This is a genomic window from Butyricicoccus sp. AF35-5AC (assembly GCF_003477715.1).
Classification (GTDB): Bacteria; Bacillota; Clostridia; order Oscillospirales; family Butyricicoccaceae; genus Agathobaculum; species Agathobaculum butyriciproducens.
In genome coordinates this window covers 95452-111395 of record NZ_QUDX01000003.1, presented here as the reverse complement: position 1 = coordinate 111395, position 15944 = coordinate 95452, and the positions used below count along the sequence as shown (strand labels likewise).

Here is a 15944-nt window from a genome sequence, read left to right as displayed (position 1 = left end):
AACGGGCGGACGGGAAAATCCGTCCGCCCGTTCGGGGTAGCTAAAAGCTGACGATCAGCACGCGAAATGCTTCACGTCTAACCGCAACCAAAGGTTGCGGCAATCATTCGGCACACAAAGTGTGCCGTAAAAAGTCAGGACATGCGCCTGACTTTTTACACCCCGACTCAGCGCTCTTGGAGCGCGTCATTCGGGTATCAAATCATGGTTTCTACGGAACCATGATTTGTATATAGGGGGCTTTTGAAGCCCCCTATAAGAAATAGTCTCAAGCGGAGCGCGAGATTATTTCTTCAGCCAGCTCATCATGCCGCGCAGCTTCTTGCCGGTCTTCTCGAGCTCGGTGTCTGCTTCCAGAGCACGGGTAGCGAGGAACTTGGCACGGCCGCCTGCACGGTTCTCCTGAATCCACTCGGTAGCGAAGGTACCGTCCTGGATCTCGCGCAGGATCTTCTTCATCTCCTTGCGGGTCTCCTCGGTGATGATGCGCTTGCCGGTGCGGTAATCGCCGTACTCAGCGGTGTCGGAGATGGAGTAACGCATCTTAGCGAAGCCGCCCTCGTTGATCAGGTCAACGATCAGCTTCATCTCGTGAACGCACTCGAAGTAAGCGTTCTCCGGAGCGTAACCAGCCTCAACCAGGGTCTCAAAGCCAGCCTTCATCAGCTCGCAAACGCCGCCGCAGAGGACAGCCTGCTCACCGAACAGGTCGGTCTCGGTCTCGGTCTTGAAGGTGGACTCGATGATGCCGGCACGGCCGCCGCCGATACCGCAGGCGTATGCCAGAGCGATGTCCATAGCCTTGCCGGAAGCGTCCTGATATACGCAAGCCAGATCCGGTACACCCTGACCCTCTTCGTATGTACGGCGAACGATGTGACCCGGGCCCTTCGGAGCAATCATGATAACGTCAACGTCAGCCGGCGGAACGATCTGCTTGAAGTGGATGTTGAAGCCGTGAGCGAAAGCCAGTACGTTGCCCGGCTTCAGGTTCGGCTCGATAACGTCCTTGTAGATGTCAGCCTGCTTCTCGTCCGGGGTCAGCATCATGATGATATCGCCTGCTGCTGCAGCCTCAGCCGGAGTCATAACCTCCAGGCCGTAGTCCTTAGCCTTCTTCTCGTGCTTGGAGCCCGGGCGCAGACCTACTACAACGTGTACACCGGAGTCCTTCAGGTTCATTGCGTGAGCATGACCCTGAGAACCAAAGCCGATGATTGCAACGGTCTTGCCGTCGAGCAGAGACAGGTTGCAGTCTGCGTCATAAAACATCTTTACCATTTTTATTTCCTCCTAAAAATTTATAAAGAGTCAATTATATGAATCAGCAGTCAGTAATCAGTGATTGCAAGGTGCTTCCTCCCCGGTTATGAAACATTTCTCCGGCGCGGCAGCGCTTTTCATTCCCAATTTCTAACTCCTAATTAACCAAAATTATTTTTCAATTGCCGTAACACCCGAACGGCTCATCTCGAGGATCTTAAAGTTCGAGATGACGTCGAGGAAGGCATCGATGCGGCTCGGCACTTCGGACAGCTCGATGATGATCTCGCTCTCCTGTGTTTCTACGACCCGTGCGCCGTACAGCTCGCACAGCTGGCGAATATCGCTGCGGACACTTACGTCCGGCGTATGCAGCTTGACGAACACCAGCTCACTGCAGCAGGAGCTGTCTTCTTCGAGGTGTACAACATGCATGACCTCTTCCAGCTTTGCCAGCTGCTTCATGATCTGCTCAAGCACCATATGGTCGCCCTGCACAATGATAGACATGCAGGAAACCTTCGGATCAGTCGTGGCCGAAACGGTCAGCGAGTCGATGTTGTAGCCGCGGCGGCCAAACAGGCTGGATACGCGGGCCAGAACACCGGCGTTGTTCTGTACGGTGACAGAAAGGATATACTTTTCCATGATTTCTCCTTCCTTATTCCGTTACAAGATCGTCAACCGTGCCGCCTGCCGGGATCATCGGCAGGACGCGCTCGTCCTTGTCGATCTGTGCATCGATCAGCACAGGACCGGTTCGCTTCACCGCTTCCCGCAGCGCGTCGCGCAGCTCGGCGATATTGGTAACACGGACGCCGCGTGCGCCGAAGGCATCGGCCAGTTTGACGTAATCTGTCTTGCGGTGCGGATCGGTCTGCGAGTAACGGCTGCCATAGAACATGGTCTGCCACTGACGCACGTTGCCGAGCACGCGGTTATTCATAATGATCGTGATCACCGGCAGGTTATAGGAAACCGCGGTGCAGATTTCGTTAAGATTCATGTGGAACGAGCCGTCGCCCGTGATGTGGACAACCGTTCTGTCCGGGAAGGCCACCTGCGCGCCGATTGCCGCGCCGTAGCCGAAGCCCATCGTACCCAGACCGCCGGACGTCAGGAACTGACGAACGTGCTTGCGGCCGTTGTACTGCGCACTCCAAAGCTGGTGCTGACCAACGTCGGTTGCGATAATGGTGTCCTCCGGGGTCTCCTCCGCAACCGTGTGGAGCAGCTGGTGCGGATGGATAACGCTCTCGTCGTCCTTCGGCACATAGTCGAGCTTTGTCTGCCACTCGGCAATCTGCGCGCGCCATGCGTCGTGCTTTGCCTCCTTAATATACGGCATAACCTTTTCGAGGAAGGTCTCCGCATCGGAAACAATGGCATAATCAACGCCGATGTTCTTATTGATCTCCGCATTGTCAATGTCAATATGGATAACCTTTGCCGACGGTGCAAAACGCTTGGTGTTGGTCGCAACGCGGTCGGAGAAGCGGGCACCGATGCAGACCAGCAGGTCGCAGCGCTCAACCGCCCATGCGGCAGAAACCGTACCGTGCATGCCGATCATGCCAAGGCTGAGCGGCTCGGTATCCGGGATACAGCCGATGGCCATCATGGTGTGCGCCGACGGAATATCCGCCTTCCGCTGCAGCTGCAGCAGCATGTCGCCTGCGTCAGAGGTTTCAACACCGCCGCCGTAATAGATCATCGGACGCTCGGAGGCGGCAATCATATCCGCTACGGTCTGCAGCTCTTCGTCCGAAATCTCGTAGGTCTCGTTGATCTCAACCTTGCCCTTCGGGATAAACTCACACTTAGCGGCGGTAATATCCTTCGGGATGTCGATCAGCACCGGACCCGGACGTCCGGAAGCGGCAATGCGGAACGCATCGCGCACGGTGTCCGCCAGATCCTCCACATCGCGCACAACGAAATTGTGCTTGGTGATCGGCATGGTGATGCCGGCAATGTAAACTTCCTGAAAGGAATCACGGCCGATGAGGCTGGTGCCGACGTTGCCGGTGATGGCAACCATCGGGATGGAATCCATATACGCGGTAGCAATACCGGTTACGAGGTTGGTCGCACCCGGTCCGCTTGTTGCCAGGCAGACGCCTACCTTGCCGGTCGCACGGGCGTAACCGTCCGCTGCGTGTGCTGCGCCCTGTTCGTGCGCGGTCAGAATATGTCGAATGCGGTCGCTGTTTTTGTAAAGTGCGTCATAGATGTTCAAAACCGCACCGCCGGGATAACCGAAAATGGTATCAACTCCCTGCTCTACAAGTGCGTCGATCAGAATCTCTGCGCCGTTCTTTACCATTGCGAATCCGCCTCCTTTCTCTCATTTCAACATAGCATACATACTTATGCAGCAGCCGGATAACGATTGCCGCAAGATACCGTATAAACAAAAAAGCCCTTGTCTCACAAAGAGACAAAGACCAAAAACTCTGCGGTACCACTCTTTTTGCCACACTGCCCTATTCGGCGGTATGACCACTCACCCGATCGTTTAACGCAGATCATGCGGGATAGCTTACACTGAACCCTGTTTCATTTCATTTCAGCAATCCGGCTCCCGGAGGACTTTCGCACTTTCCGTTTCCCACTGTCTTACACCAGCCGACAGCTCTCTATCATGGGTCCGGGACGCTACTTTTCCGTTCGCAGCCTGTATCTTTTTGAATGTTGTTTATATTATAAAGGCGTTTCCTCAGAATGTCAACGTCTTTCCGACTGCAAATATGCGAAAACTGTCGTGCATATTTCTTTGTTTTTTCGCCATACTACACAATGCCAAACATATACAGTTTTTACTTCGGTAAACTGTGCGATTTTCACAAGCGAAGGAGGTGCGGGCGTATGGCAGTGCCGCTGCTGCGCACGCTGATTTTATACTGCGCGGTCATCTGCGCCGTGCGGCTGATGGGGAAACGGCAGATCGGCGAGCTGGACCCGTCCGAGCTGGTCGTTACCATTCTGGTATCCGATCTGGCGGCTGTGCCCATGCAGGATTTAGGGATTCCGCTGCTCTCCGGTCTGGTGCCGATCGCCACGCTCGTGGTGCTCGAGATTTTTCTCAGCTTCGCCGCACTCAAAAGCCGCAGATTCCGACGGCTGCTGAACGGTCAGCCGGCCATCATCATTCGCAAGGGTCAGCTCGATATTGACAAGCTGCGGCAAATGCGGCTGACGACCGACGAGGTGATAGAAACACTCCGCAAGCAGAATGTCGCAGCCGTGTCCGATGTGAAATACGGCGTCATCGAGCCGGACGGCACGCTGACGGTTATCCTCAAGCAGCCGCAGCAGCCGGTCACGGCGGAAATGCTCGGCATTACGCCCAAGGATACCGGTCTGCCGCTCGTTGTCGTGTCGGACGGCAAGATGGTTCCGCGCTCGCTCGAGCTGCTGCACCTCTCCCCTGCGGATATCGAGCGGCGGCTGAAAAACCAGAGTATCGCGGTCGAGGATGTGTTCCTGATGACGCTCGACGACTGCGGCAACACGTTCCTGCAGAAAAAGGAGGGCCGTGTATGAAGCGATTGCTGACGGCTGCCGTGCTGTGTACCGTGCTCATCCTCGGCAGTGTGTGGAGCGTAAGAGCCGTGGATAACACGGCACAGGCGGTCGCCCTCGACGTAGAGAACGACCGCCTGAATGAAGCGCGGGAGACATGGGACGCAGCACAGACCCTACTCGGCGCTCTGCTGCTGCACAGCGAGATCGATCAGGCTGACCGGCTGTTTGACCGCATGCTTGCCGCGCAGCAAAACGGCTTGACGGACGAATTGGCGCTCGACCGTGCGGAGCTGCTCGCTCAACTGAGACATTTGCCGGATGTGCAGCGTCCGACGCTTAAAAATCTGTTTTAAGGCAACACCGCACAATTAAAGCTGCGGCGCTTTGCGGAAATTTTGTGTCCTGACTTTGTTGCAGTTTCACGGTAATACATCAAGTATTACCGCAAAACTGCGCCTCGTCAGTACGCAAAATTTGCTCGCAAATCGCTCTTGTTCAATTATGCGGTATTCCCTTAACGGTATTCACGCACCTGCACGGACAGACCGTCCGGATCGTAAACGTAGAAATAGCGCGCGTCCGGCTCCGGCTGACGGATATCGGACGGATTCATGCCGTGCAGGACGGCACGCTCATGCGCGCTGGCGATATCCTCCGTACCGAAGCAGAGGAACATACCGAACGCCTTGACGGTCTCGCCCTCCGGCATGCCGATCAGCTCCAGCTGGGTTTCGCCGGAGGCGTTCTGCAGGTAGGCAATGCTGCCGCCGTTCGCGGAGAACTGCGTGTGGATCTTGAGCTCGGTGAGCGTCTGGTAAAAATGCAGCGATTTCTCGAAATCGCGCACACGGAGCGCTAAATGGTGGATGTGCATAGCAGGCACCTCGTTTCGTTGTTTTGTGTTATTGTACAAAGCAGAGTCAGCCTGTGTCAATAGGGAAATTCCGGAGATTAGCGCTACACATACGGGCTACTCTGCGCAGGCGCGGCACAAGGTGAATTGCCCGTAGGGCAAGAGAAGGTCCCCTGGGGGATAACAGTGTCGCGCGATTTTTTCCCGTTATACCGGAAGGCACCTGCGAATTTAGGCGTTTGGTGCAATTTATCCTCGTAGGTGCTGTCTATAATAACGCGCTCACGAATTGCGCGGCACGGTTATTCCGCGCCCTGCGTGGATGAACTCACATGTGTAGCAGTAATGTATCTGACCCTGCGAACAGGTTGAGAAAGACACGGAAGAAAAAATCCTCTGTCGTTCCCCTTTTTCGCAGCGGTCACATGTAGGCAATCTGCGCCAGACTATCCAAGGGAAAGGTAGGAGTTCAAAGAGGAAGGAAAACCGCAGGTTGTCCTTCCTTTTTGCCCCCGCCGCGGGCGCGGCAACGCTCCCGCCGTCCGCAGACGGCGAATCCCCCGCTGAGGTTCAGCGGAAAACTCTCCGCCCGTTAGGTGCGAACACGCTCACGCAGTTCGCGCGCCCCGGTCAGCCGATGCAGGAAAAAGAGCCGCCCCGTCAGAGCGAACCCACTGCGGCAGTTCGTGTTCCCCAGTCATCCAGTGCAGGAAAAAGGAGCCGTCCGGACGGCTCCCATCTCCCCGGGCAAGCAGTAAAATTCCCTCTTGACATTCCGCAATCACCGACTACAATATTACTTAGGAAACGAAGTAATTAAACGAGGTGATTTCATGGATACCGGGCGGCTTATCAACAAGCTATCTAACTGCCTGCGCCGCCGATCAGCGGAAACGCAAAAACGCATTCATATCAGCGGCACCAAAGGTCAGATTCTCAACTATATTTTGATAGAAAGTCAAAAACACCCGCTCGTACAGCGCGACGTCGAGCAGGAATTCGGCCTGCGGCCTTCCACCGCAACCGAAATGCTGCAGGCCCTGCAGGCTGCCGATCTCATCCGCCGCGAACCCGATCCTGCGGACGCACGGCGCAAATGCATTGTCTGCACTGAAAAAGCCGAAGCCTTCCGTCCCGCCTGCCTGCAGGAGATTACGGAGACCGAAGCCATGCTGCTCCGCGGCATCTCGCCCGAGGAGCGGGACACATTTATGCGGATCGGGCTGAAAATGCTTTCAAATTTTGAAAAAAACGATTAACCATTACCGCAGGGCGGACTGCCCTGCCGCTTCGATGAAAACAACCGTTAAATTTCCAAAGGAAGGAACGTGTACAACTTGGACAACGACACTCTCCTCGGCAAAGCGCCGATACCTCGTGCAGTAGCCGCAATGGCGATTCCGAGCGTCATCAGCAGCCTTGTCACCGTGGTGTACAACATGGCGGACACCTTTTTCGTCGGACAGACCGGCGACGCCCTGCAGGTAGCCGCCGTCAGCCTGACCAACCCGATCTTCATCCTGCTGATGGCGTTCGCCAACATGTTCGGCATGGGCGGCAGTGCGATGATCTCGGTCGCGCTCGGCGAGAACAATCACCCAAGCGTGAAGAAAATCTCCTCGTTCATCTCATGGGCGAGCTTGGTCGTCGGCGCAGCGTTTGCCGCCGTGCTGCTGTGCTTCACCGCACCCATCCTGCATCTGTTCGGCGCGGACGCAAGTACATTTGAGTTTGCCCGCGGCTACACGGTTTACATCGCGTTCGGCGCACCGTTCGTCATCTGGTCGGCTGCAGCCAGCTTCGTTGTGCGTGCAGAAGGCGCGAGCAAGGAGGCCATGATCGGCAGCATGATCGGCACGATTGCAAACATCGTACTCGACCCGGTTTTCGTCTCCGGTCTGGGACAGGGCGCGGCAGGCGCAGCCATTGCAACCACCATCGGCAATATGCTTGCGGCGCTGTACTACCTGTGGTATTTTCTCAAAAAGTCGCGGCGGTTTTCGCTTGCGCCGAAGGACGCGCTCTGCGGCACGCACATTGCCGTGCGTGTGTGCTCTGCCGGCTTCCCGACCGCCATTTTCTCCGCGCTGATGTGTGTTTCAACCATTGTGCTCAACCTGATTCTGGTCGCCTACGGCAACGCGCCCGTTGCGGCGATCGGCATCGTATTCAAAGCGAATATGTTCATCACCTTCCTGCAAATGGGCCTTGCAAACGGTGTACAGCCGATTTTCGGTTACAGCTACGGTGCGGGTGATATCAAGCGTTTTACCGATACCGAGCGTTTTACCAAGCTGTGCTGCTTTGTTGTCGGATTGGCGGCAACCGCGCTCTATTTCTTCCTGCGCAAGCCGATCATCGGCCTGTTCGTGGACGACAGCGGCGTTATTACATACGGCGTGCAGATGCTGATCGCCTACATGCTGTCCGGCCCGTTCATCGGTTTTCTGTTCGTCAATATGAACTGCATGCAGTCGGTCGGACGCGCCCTTCCGGCTACCGTGCTGTCCGTGCTGCGGCAGGGTCTGCTGCTCATTCCCCTGCTGTATCTGCTGAATGCGGTTTTCGGTCTGAATGGCGCAGTTCTCGGACAGTCCATCACGGATTATGTCACTATTGCGCTGTCGTGCGTGGTTTGGAGAAGGATTCGGCACGGATTGGAACAGCGTACCTAATAGAAAACCATACAGCAAAAGAGGTCTGCAATGCAGACCTCTTTTCAGTTTGTCAAAAAAATATTATTTTAATTTTTACGCTTCGTGCGGCAGCACGCATAAAATAGAATTTGCGAAGCAAATTCATAAAAAGTCGGGGCGTGTACCTGACTTTTTATACAAGGGAAGAAAAAATGTGCCCGTCAGGGCGCAGTTTTTCTTCAGTATTCGCTCGAAAGCGTGGTTTCGAGCGAGAGGCTGCTCGGAAAACGATAGTTTTTCGACAGCCTCAAAAAGAGGTCTGCCCCGCAGACCTCTTTTCCCTATTCACTTCGCCAGCATAAAGTACGCCAGCACGGCGATACCGAGGATAATACGATACCAGCCGAACACCTTGAAATCGTGCTTCTTGACAAAGCTCATCAGAAAACGGATGATGAGCAGCGAGGACACGAACGCGGTGATTGTACCGATACCGAGGATCATCAGCTCGGTGGATGTAAACGCAAAGCCGAACTTGAGAATCTTGAGCAGGCTTGCGCCGAACATGACCGGAATGGCCAGAAAGAACGTAAACTCCGCAGCCACAGTACGCGATACGCCGAGCAGCAGCGCGCCGACAATCGTTGCGCCGGAACGCGAGGTGCCCGGGAACACAGCCGCGATTAGCTGGAACATACCGATCATAAATACGGTCGGGTAAGTAAGCTCAGTGAGTGCATTGATGCGCGCCGGCTTGCCCTTGTGCGCGTTCTCCACCAGAATGAATGCTGCGCCGAACACGATCAGCGCGATGGAAACCGTCTGGTAATTGTAGAACAGTTCTTCAAACAGGTCGTTCCACTTGAGACCGACGATCGCCGCCGGAACACAAGCTACCAGAATCTTGATCCACAGCTTGACGGTATCCGTATTCAGCACGATGGATGCGCCGCCGTGACGGCCCTTTCGCCGCTCAAACGGGAAAATCTGTCCCCAGAACAGGACAACAACCGCGAGTATCGCACCGAGCTGAATAACCACCTCGAACATGCTGTAAAACGCTTCCGACACATCCAGCTTTACAAACTCATTGAGCAGAATCATGTGTCCGGTACTGCTGATCGGCAGCCACTCGGTGATGCCCTCTACAATGCCAAACAGAAAGGCTTTGAGCAATTCTATCACAGGGTTTTCCTCCTTAAAATTTTTGTTCAGTTTTTTATGTTATTTTATACCTTACCACAACTTATGCCATCCAGCAAGCAAACAAGCGGAAATGTCATAAAAAAGTTATACTTTGCAGCAGGCTGACTTGCCATTCCGAGTGTACCGTGGTATATTATAAATGTATAGTTATGATTGACAGAAAGGTGTTTTCATGGAATATATCACCCACTCACCCGAGGAGACCGAAGCACTCGGCGCAGAATACGCCAAAAGCCTCAAGGCAGGCGACGTTGTTGCGTTCTCCGGCGACCTCGGTGCCGGCAAGACCGCATTCACGCGCGGCGTGCTGCACGGACTCGGCTACGAGGGCCGCGTCACCAGCCCGACCTTTGCCATTGCAAACGAATACGAAACGCCGACGGTCAAGGTCGCGCACTTCGACCTGTACCGCATTCTCGACAGCGAAGCGCTGTTCGAGATCGGCTTTGACGAATATCTCGACGGCAGCCGCATTGTGCTCATCGAATGGAGCGAAAACGCCGCGGACGTTCTGCCGGAAGCCTACAAAACCGTCCATATTGCCTACGGCGATGCGGACAACGACCGCCGCATTACGATTGGAGAAGTGACTGTATGAAAATTCTTGCACTGGAATCCTCGGCGGTCAGCGCGTCTGTCGCGCTCACCGAGGACGAAAAACTGGTGGCGCAGTCCTTTCAGAACTGCGGCCTGACGCACTCGCGCACGCTACTGCCGATGGTGGAAAACCTGCTGGCAAACTGCGGCGTATCACTCGCTGACGTGGACGCGATCGCTGTCGCGCACGGCCCCGGCTCGTTTACCGGTGTGCGCATCGGTGTGGCCACGGTCAAGGGTCTGGCGCTCGGCGCAGACAAGCCGTGCCTCGGTGTCTCCACGCTCGAGGCAATGGCATGGGGCGCCCGCGCACTCGGCGGCGACCTGTGCTGCGTGATGGATGCGCGTGCGGGTCAGGTTTACAACGCGCTTTTCACCGTGGAGGACGGCAGGGTACGCCGTCTGTGCGATGACCGTGCGATCAAGCTGACCGAGCTTGCCGAAGAAATCGGAGAAGCGCCGTATTTTCTGGTTGGAGATGGCGCGGATCTGTGTTATAATACTATCAAAGAGAACTGCACCGGTCTGCGGCTCGCACCTGCCGAGCTGCGGTTTGCGACCGGATTTGGTGTTGCCGCCGCCGCACTCCCCCTGTTCCGCGAAGGCAAATCCTGCTCCCCCCAGGAGTTGGACGCCTTCTATCTGCGTCGTCCGCAGGCAGAGCGCGAGCGCATGGCGCGTCTGGCACAGACCAAATAGCAGACAACACCGCACAATGAAAGCTGCGGCTTCTTGCGCAGGCTCCGGTCGCGCTGCCGCGGCGCTTTGCGGAAATTTTGCGCCCTGACTTCGTTCCGATTTCACTGTAATACACCAAGTATTACCGCAAAACCGCGCCTTGTCAGTGCGCAAAACCCACTCGCAAATCGCTCTTGTTCAATTATGCGATATTGCCTGAAGCAAAAAAGTTTTAGGATAAAGGAGATTTTTACTATGGCAACCGTACATGAAATGGACCACCCGCTGATCAAGCACAAGCTGGCGCTGATGCGCGACAAAACCACCGGCGTTAAGGAGTTCCGCGAGGCTGCTGCTGAGATTGCAATGCTGATGTGCTACGAGGCTACCCGCGATCTGCCGCTCAAGGAGATCACCATCGAGACTCCGGTCTCTGATGCGCGCGTACAGGTTATTTCCGGCAAGAAGATTGCGCTCGTGCCGATCCTGCGTGCAGGTCTGGGCATGGTTGAGGGCATTCTGGAGATGATTCCGGCAGCTAAGGTCGGCCACATCGGTCTGTACCGCAACCCGGAAACCCTGCAGCCGATCGAGTATTACTGCAAGCTGCCGAACGACATCGAGGAGCGTGACGTACTGCTGCTCGACCCGATGCTGGCTACCGGCGGTTCCGCTATCGCTGCGATCGACGGCCTCAAGCGCCGCGGCGTAAAGCACATTAAGCTGATGAACCTCATCGCTGCTCCGGAAGGCGTTGCCGCTGTTCAGAAGGCACATCCGGACGTTGAGATCTTCGTTGCCGGTATCGACGAGAAGCTGAACGACCACGGCTATATCGTTCCGGGTCTGGGTGACGCCGGCGACCGTATCTTCGGCACCAAGTAAGCAATATACCGCTGAATTTTTCGGTATCTGCAGTACAATTTCACACCGACCGTTCCTGCAGAGGAGGGTGAACCGTATGACATTTGATGGCATCAAACGCTTTTCTCCATACTGGAATTTTGTCCTTTGCTATGGTCTTGTGACGGCGGTCGGGCTGATCCCCGGTCTGCTGTACGGCAACGAAATGGGGTACTGGCTGCTCGGCTTCTGGCTGATCCTGCCGTTTTCGGCGTTGCTGTGCACATTTCGGGCGGCATACCGCGCCCTGCCGCGATACGGTCTGATGCCCGTGTTCGTCGGCCTGTGGGCGATTGTTCTGCCGCTTGCCACGTTCCGCTCGACTGAGATGCAAAGCCTGTTTTACGGGCTTGTTCCCTCGCTGGTCGGCTTAACGCTGGGCGTACTGGTGCGCAAATTTGTATTCTGGTATCGAAACAGATAGAGACACTTTTAAGGACACTTTTGCGGTGCGGCTTTCGAGCCGCACCGTTTTGTTGGGAGAAAATTGAACCTATGCAATTTTACGAACTAAACTCCAGCCGCATGGACTACCGCGAGCTGAGTGCGGACGACCTCAACCTGCTGACGCCGCTCCTGCGCAGCGAGGAGACCATGCAGACGCTCGGCGGCGCACTCTCCTACGAGCAGACGCTGGACTGGCTGGTGGATACGCTGCGCCGCTATCAGGCCGAGGGCTGCGGCTGGCTGCTCGCACTTGATAAGCCGACCGGCGTTCCCGCGGCTCTGTGCGGCCTGACTTACGAGCAGGTCGGCGCGGAACGCGTGCTGACCGCGAACTGCATCGTCCGGCATGAGCTGCGCGGCATCGGCGTCGGCCGCGAGTGCATCGCCGCGTGCCTGCTGTACGCGTTCGAGTCCATGCACGCCGACGAGGTCAGCACCTTCGTGCAGAAGGATGATCTCGCAGGACTGCATACTGCCGTTGCCTGCCGTATGCAGCCGACCGAAAAGGTCAGCCATACCGCCTTCGGCAAGACTGCACCGTGTGTACGGTGTGTGGTCCGGAATCCGCACCTCGCGGAGAAGGCAAAATCAGAAAATGAACTGTCGGAAGATGAAAAGAGCACCGAAACGTGAGTTTCGGTGCTCTTTTATTATCATTTTGTGCGATACACATTGTTTAGCAATGGTGCATGCGGTTTACACGGTGCGCCCGCGCGGCATCAGGGCAGATTCCGCTCGCTTCGCAAGCGACCAGCCTCACCGATACTGCTCCGCCCAGACAGCCTCATTCGCCTCCAGCGACTTCGGCACATCCAGTACCCGCTGGTTCGCGCTGCCGCGAAACCGCAGCTCGATGTTCTTCTCCGCCATGATAAACGGCCCGTCTACCAGTAAATCCAGCTGCCCGAGCAGCTTTTTCACAAACGGATCGCTCAGCTCCAACAGCTGCTCAAACGTATAGCCCGAGTACGCCATCAGGTGCTTGCCCTTGCGCTTCAGCTCCACCGCAAGATAATACAGCGGCTCCGCCTTACAAAACGGCTCGCCACCCGAGAACGTCACACCCTTGATGAACGGATTGCGGCACATATCCTTCAGCAGCGTGTCCAGCTCAATATCCTGCCCGCCCTCAAAGTCGTGCGTCTGCGGATTGTGGCAGCCCGGACAGCCATGCGGACAACCCTGCACAAACAGCGTATAGCGGAAGCCGGGGCCGTCCACAATGGACTCCCCGACTGTACCTGCAATGCGAATTTTACCTTCCATCAGGCGGTGTGCTCCTGACGCATGGAGCAGCAGCTCGGAACGCTGTGCTTTACGCGGTCGTGCTCCTCCGCGCGCTTGCCGTTGTTGAAGCGGTCGAGCGTACCTACCAGATAACCCGTAATGCGGCGGATACGTTCAAAGCCTACACCTTCACCAATCATCGGCTCCTGTACAGCGATATTCTTAGTTTCCATGATAGAATTCTCCCTTTCCTGTCACTTTTTGACGATTTTCAATGTATTCGGCTGACGGTCGGCTTCTTCGGCGGGGTCGCCGTGATAGCCGATCGTGGTGCTGTTGCAATTTTTATACAGTCCCAGCTTCTGCAGCTTGGACAGCGGAACGCCTTCGCCCTCGCGGCGGCCGCAGCGCGGACATACTTCGCCGATAATGCCGGTATAGCCGCAGATCGGATCGCGGTCGATCGGGTGGTTGATCGCGCCGTAGCCGATGCCGGCTTCCTTCATCGCCCGAACGACAGCCTCAAACGCTTCGAGGTTCTGCGTCGGGTCGCCGTCCAGCTCAATGTAGCTGATGTGGCCTCCGTTGGTCAGCTCGTGATACGGTGCCTCGCGGGCGATCTTCTCAAACGCCGAAATCGGATAGTAAACCGGCACATGGAAGGAGTTGGTGTAGTAATCACGGTCGGTAACGCCCGGAATCGTGCCGTATTTCTCACGGTCGATCTTGACAAACCGGCCGGACAGACCCTCTGCCGGGGTAGCGATCAGCGAGAAGTTGAGGTGGTATTTCTCGGTTGCCTCGTCCATGCGCTGACGCATGTGACCAACGATTTCAAGACCAAGGTTCTGCGCCTCGTCGCTCTCGCCGTGGTGTACGCCGATGAGCGCCTTGAGGCACTCTGCCAGACCGATGAAGCCGAGCGTCAGCGTTCCGTGCTTAAGCACCTCGCCAACCTCGTCATCCGGACCCAGCTTTTCGGAATCCAGCCATACGCCCTCGCCCATCAGGAACGGGTAGTTGCGCACGCGCTTGCCGCACTGGATGCGGAAACGGTCGAGCAGCTGATCGATTACGAGGTCGATCTTGCGGTCGAGATCCTCGAAGAACCAGTCCAGATCGCCGTGGCTGCGGATTGCGATGCGCGGCAGGTTGACCGACGTGAACGACAGGTTGCCGCGGCCGTAGGTGATCTCACGGGTCGGATCGCACACATTGGACATAACACGCGTGCGGCAGCCCATGTAGCCGACCTCGGTCTCCGGATGACCCGGCTTGTAATACTGCAGGTTAAACGGCGCATCGAGGAACGAGAAATTCGGGAACATACGCTTCGCGGAAACGCGGCATGCCAGCTTGAACAGGTCGTAGTTCGGGTCGCCCTCGTTGTAGTTGACGCCTTCCTTGACCTTGAAAATATGAATCGGAAAAATCGGGGTCTCACCGTTGCCCAGACCGGCCTCGGTCGCAAGCAGCAGCTGCTCCATGACCAGACGGCCCTCCGGAGAGGTATCCGTGCCGTAGTTGAGCGACGAGAACGGAATCTGCGCACCTGCACGCGAGTGCATAGTGTTCAGATTGTGAACCAGCGCTTCCATCGCCTGATAGGTGCCCTTGCGTGTCTCCTTATCCGCGTACTTGCGAGCAAACTTCATGCACTTTGCAACCGTCTTTTCGTCAAGCGTCTCGGAAAGTGCCTTAGCCATCGCCTCGTCGTAGCCGTTGCCGCCTGCCAGACAAGCCCACTTGCCGGTCTCCTGCTCAACACGCTCGGTCAGCGCACGCGCATCGACCTCGTTGTTGTCGTCCTCACCGAACACCTCGAGGGCCTTGGCGAGATTGTCGCGGAACAGCTTGCGGAAGGTCTTGCGCACACCCGGCGCCATCGAGTAATCGAAGTTCGGCACGCTCTGACCGCCGTGCTGGTCATTCTGATTAGACTGGATAGCAATGCATGCCAGCGCAGAGTACGAACGGATGTCGTTCGGCTCACGCAGGAAGCCGTGACCGGTGGAAAAACCGTCGCGGAACAGCTTCAGCAGGTCAATCTGACAGCAGGTGGTGGTCAGCGTCAGAAAATCCAGATCGTGGATATGGATATCGCCCTCGCGGTGCGCCTTAGCATGCGCCGGATCGAGGATAAACATCTCATAGAACTGCTTGGCGCCCTCGGAGCCGTACTTGAGCATGGTGCCCATCGCGGTATCACCGTCGATATTGGCGTTCTCGCGCTTGACGTCGTTCTCGAGCGAGGACTTGAACGTCAGATCCTCGTACACCTTCATCAGACGGGTGTTCATCTCACGCACGCGGGTGCGCTCGTTGCGGTACAGGATGTACTTCTTGGCCGTGCGGGCATGTCCGCTTTCGATCAGAACCTTCTCAACAGTGTCCTGCACCTGTTCAACGGTGGGAGTTTCGGTTCCAGCAGTCTCCTCCAGCGTTTTTTCGACCTGCTCTGCCAGCTCCTGCGCCATATCGTGATCCTGGCCGCCGGAGGCCTGTGCTGCGCCGAAAATTGCATTTGTGATCTTGTCGATCTCAAAGGGAGCCATGCGCCCGTCCCGCTTGACGATCTGCTGAATCATAAAGAAAAATCCCTCTCT

The 15944-nt window shown here is 56.3% G+C and carries 16 protein-coding genes, 1 pseudogene and 1 other annotated feature; of the genes and pseudogenes, 9 read left to right on the top strand and 8 right to left on the bottom strand.

Going from position 1 to position 15944, the window contains the following annotated elements:
- Nucleotides 1-285: 285 nt before the first annotated feature.
- The 3 genes from ilvC to ilvB all read right to left on the bottom strand — a co-directional run bounded on the left by ilvC (nt 286) and on the right by ilvB (nt 3589).
- Nucleotides 286-1281 (bottom strand): ketol-acid reductoisomerase, encoded by a 996-nt coding sequence (ilvC, locus tag DWZ82_RS05780; protein WP_110437072.1) that lies wholly within the window; start codon nt 1279-1281, stop codon nt 286-288.
- 153 nt (nt 1282-1434) lie between these two features.
- Nucleotides 1435-1911 carry an acetolactate synthase small subunit gene (gene ilvN, locus DWZ82_RS05775; protein WP_118479456.1) on the bottom strand — a complete coding sequence of 159 codons (477 nt, stop codon included), beginning with the start codon at nt 1909-1911 and terminating at the stop codon, nt 1435-1437.
- A gap of 13 nt (nt 1912-1924) precedes the next feature.
- Nucleotides 1925-3589, bottom strand: a complete 1665-nt coding sequence (gene ilvB / locus DWZ82_RS05770) for a biosynthetic-type acetolactate synthase large subunit (RefSeq protein WP_118479454.1) — start codon at nt 3587-3589, stop codon at nt 1925-1927.
- Nucleotides 3590-3696: 107 nt separating this feature from the next.
- Nucleotides 3697-3946, bottom strand: a binding site (T-box leader).
- Nucleotides 3947-4131: 185 nt separating this feature from the next.
- Here ilvB and DWZ82_RS05765 point away from each other — a divergent pair.
- Entirely contained in the window at nt 4132-4809 is a 678-nt protein-coding gene (locus DWZ82_RS05765; RefSeq protein ID WP_158575105.1) for a DUF421 domain-containing protein, read from the top strand.
- Nucleotides 4806-5144 carry a DUF4363 family protein gene (locus DWZ82_RS05760; RefSeq protein WP_118479450.1) on the top strand — a complete coding sequence of 113 codons (339 nt, stop codon included), beginning with the start codon at nt 4806-4808 and terminating at the stop codon, nt 5142-5144. The genes DWZ82_RS05765 and DWZ82_RS05760 overlap by 4 nt, the downstream gene beginning before the upstream one ends.
- A gap of 161 nt (nt 5145-5305) precedes the next feature.
- On the opposite strand, the gene DWZ82_RS05755 is transcribed toward DWZ82_RS05760, so the two are convergent.
- Nucleotides 5306-5665: a VOC family protein gene (locus tag DWZ82_RS05755; protein WP_118479448.1), complete on the bottom strand. Its 360-nt coding sequence runs from the start codon at nt 5663-5665 to the stop codon at nt 5306-5308.
- Nucleotides 5666-6477: 812 nt separating this feature from the next.
- On the opposite strand from DWZ82_RS05755, the gene DWZ82_RS05750 reads away from it, so the two are divergent.
- Together DWZ82_RS05750 and DWZ82_RS05745 are read left to right on the top strand one after the other, a co-directional pair.
- The gene (locus DWZ82_RS05750) at nt 6478-6903 is read left to right on the top strand and encodes a MarR family winged helix-turn-helix transcriptional regulator (protein WP_118361509.1); all 426 of its coding nucleotides are present in this window, start codon (nt 6478-6480) and stop codon (nt 6901-6903) included.
- 78 nt (nt 6904-6981) lie between these two features.
- Nucleotides 6982-8319, top strand: coding sequence for an MATE family efflux transporter (locus DWZ82_RS05745; protein WP_243022891.1), 1338 nt, complete (start codon nt 6982-6984; stop codon nt 8317-8319).
- 306 nt (nt 8320-8625) lie between these two features.
- Here DWZ82_RS05745 and DWZ82_RS05740 read toward each other — a convergent pair whose 3' ends face one another.
- Nucleotides 8626-9465: an undecaprenyl-diphosphate phosphatase gene (locus DWZ82_RS05740; RefSeq protein WP_117487883.1), complete on the bottom strand. Its 840-nt coding sequence runs from the start codon at nt 9463-9465 to the stop codon at nt 8626-8628.
- Between the two features lie 193 nt (nt 9466-9658).
- Here DWZ82_RS05740 and tsaE point away from each other — a divergent pair, with 193 nt between their 5' ends.
- The 5 genes from tsaE (at nt 9659) to DWZ82_RS05715 (ending at nt 12744) form a co-directional block, all read left to right on the top strand.
- Nucleotides 9659-10084 (top strand): tRNA (adenosine(37)-N6)-threonylcarbamoyltransferase complex ATPase subunit type 1 TsaE, encoded by a 426-nt coding sequence (gene tsaE / locus DWZ82_RS05735; RefSeq protein ID WP_110437081.1) that lies wholly within the window; start codon nt 9659-9661, stop codon nt 10082-10084.
- Complete coding sequence (gene tsaB, locus DWZ82_RS05730) at nt 10081-10782, top strand: tRNA (adenosine(37)-N6)-threonylcarbamoyltransferase complex dimerization subunit type 1 TsaB (protein WP_118479446.1); 702 nt, start codon at nt 10081-10083, stop codon at nt 10780-10782. Before tsaE ends, tsaB begins: the two co-directional genes overlap by 4 nt.
- A 234-nt stretch (nt 10783-11016) precedes the next feature.
- Entirely contained in the window at nt 11017-11646 is a 630-nt protein-coding gene (gene upp, locus DWZ82_RS05725; protein ID WP_118479444.1) for a uracil phosphoribosyltransferase, read from the top strand.
- A 76-nt stretch (nt 11647-11722) separates the two neighbouring features.
- Nucleotides 11723-12088: a hypothetical protein gene (locus DWZ82_RS05720; RefSeq protein ID WP_118479442.1), complete on the top strand. Its 366-nt coding sequence runs from the start codon at nt 11723-11725 to the stop codon at nt 12086-12088.
- A 71-nt stretch (nt 12089-12159) separates the two neighbouring features.
- Complete coding sequence (locus DWZ82_RS05715) at nt 12160-12744, top strand: GNAT family N-acetyltransferase (protein ID WP_118479440.1); 585 nt, start codon at nt 12160-12162, stop codon at nt 12742-12744.
- A 123-nt stretch (nt 12745-12867) separates the two neighbouring features.
- Here DWZ82_RS05715 and nrdG read toward each other — a convergent pair whose 3' ends face one another.
- From nrdG to DWZ82_RS05700, 3 genes and pseudogenes are all read right to left on the bottom strand, one after another.
- Nucleotides 12868-13377, bottom strand: a complete 510-nt coding sequence (nrdG, locus tag DWZ82_RS05710) for an anaerobic ribonucleoside-triphosphate reductase activating protein (RefSeq protein ID WP_117487896.1) — start codon at nt 13375-13377, stop codon at nt 12868-12870.
- A pseudogene (gene nrdD, locus DWZ82_RS05705) lies at nt 13377-13517 on the bottom strand (anaerobic ribonucleoside-triphosphate reductase); the annotation flags it as partial. The pseudogene nrdD and the gene nrdG, both read right to left, overlap by 1 nt.
- 75 nt (nt 13518-13592) lie before the next feature.
- Nucleotides 13593-15926, bottom strand: coding sequence for an anaerobic ribonucleoside triphosphate reductase (locus DWZ82_RS05700; protein ID WP_118479686.1), 2334 nt, complete (start codon nt 15924-15926; stop codon nt 13593-13595).
- Between the last annotated feature and the right edge of the window lie 18 nt (nt 15927-15944).

What these genes read in the sequence shown, in the direction of transcription:
- tsaB (WP_118479446.1), top strand. Translation starts at nt 10,081, where the DNA reads ATGAAAATTCTTGCACTGGAATCCTCGGCGGTCAGCGCGTCTGTCGCG.
- ilvC (WP_110437072.1), bottom strand. Translation starts at nt 1,281, where the DNA reads ATGGTAAAGATGTTTTATGACGCAGACTGCAACCTGTCTCTGCTCGAC.
- DWZ82_RS05700 (WP_118479686.1), bottom strand. Translation starts at nt 15,926, where the DNA reads ATGATTCAGCAGATCGTCAAGCGGGACGGGCGCATGGCTCCCTTTGAG.
- nrdG (WP_117487896.1), bottom strand. Translation starts at nt 13,377, where the DNA reads ATGGAAGGTAAAATTCGCATTGCAGGTACAGTCGGGGAGTCCATTGTG.
- ilvB (WP_118479454.1), bottom strand. Translation starts at nt 3,589, where the DNA reads ATGGTAAAGAACGGCGCAGAGATTCTGATCGACGCACTTGTAGAGCAG.
- ilvN (WP_118479456.1), bottom strand. Translation starts at nt 1,911, where the DNA reads ATGGAAAAGTATATCCTTTCTGTCACCGTACAGAACAACGCCGGTGTT.
- DWZ82_RS05760 (WP_118479450.1), top strand. Translation starts at nt 4,806, where the DNA reads ATGAAGCGATTGCTGACGGCTGCCGTGCTGTGTACCGTGCTCATCCTC.
- tsaE (WP_110437081.1), top strand. Translation starts at nt 9,659, where the DNA reads ATGGAATATATCACCCACTCACCCGAGGAGACCGAAGCACTCGGCGCA.
- DWZ82_RS05720 (WP_118479442.1), top strand. Translation starts at nt 11,723, where the DNA reads ATGACATTTGATGGCATCAAACGCTTTTCTCCATACTGGAATTTTGTC.
- DWZ82_RS05755 (WP_118479448.1), bottom strand. Translation starts at nt 5,665, where the DNA reads ATGCACATCCACCATTTAGCGCTCCGTGTGCGCGATTTCGAGAAATCG.
- upp (WP_118479444.1), top strand. Translation starts at nt 11,017, where the DNA reads ATGGCAACCGTACATGAAATGGACCACCCGCTGATCAAGCACAAGCTG.
- DWZ82_RS05750 (WP_118361509.1), top strand. Translation starts at nt 6,478, where the DNA reads ATGGATACCGGGCGGCTTATCAACAAGCTATCTAACTGCCTGCGCCGC.
- DWZ82_RS05715 (WP_118479440.1), top strand. Translation starts at nt 12,160, where the DNA reads ATGCAATTTTACGAACTAAACTCCAGCCGCATGGACTACCGCGAGCTG.
- DWZ82_RS05765 (WP_158575105.1), top strand. Translation starts at nt 4,132, where the DNA reads ATGGCAGTGCCGCTGCTGCGCACGCTGATTTTATACTGCGCGGTCATC.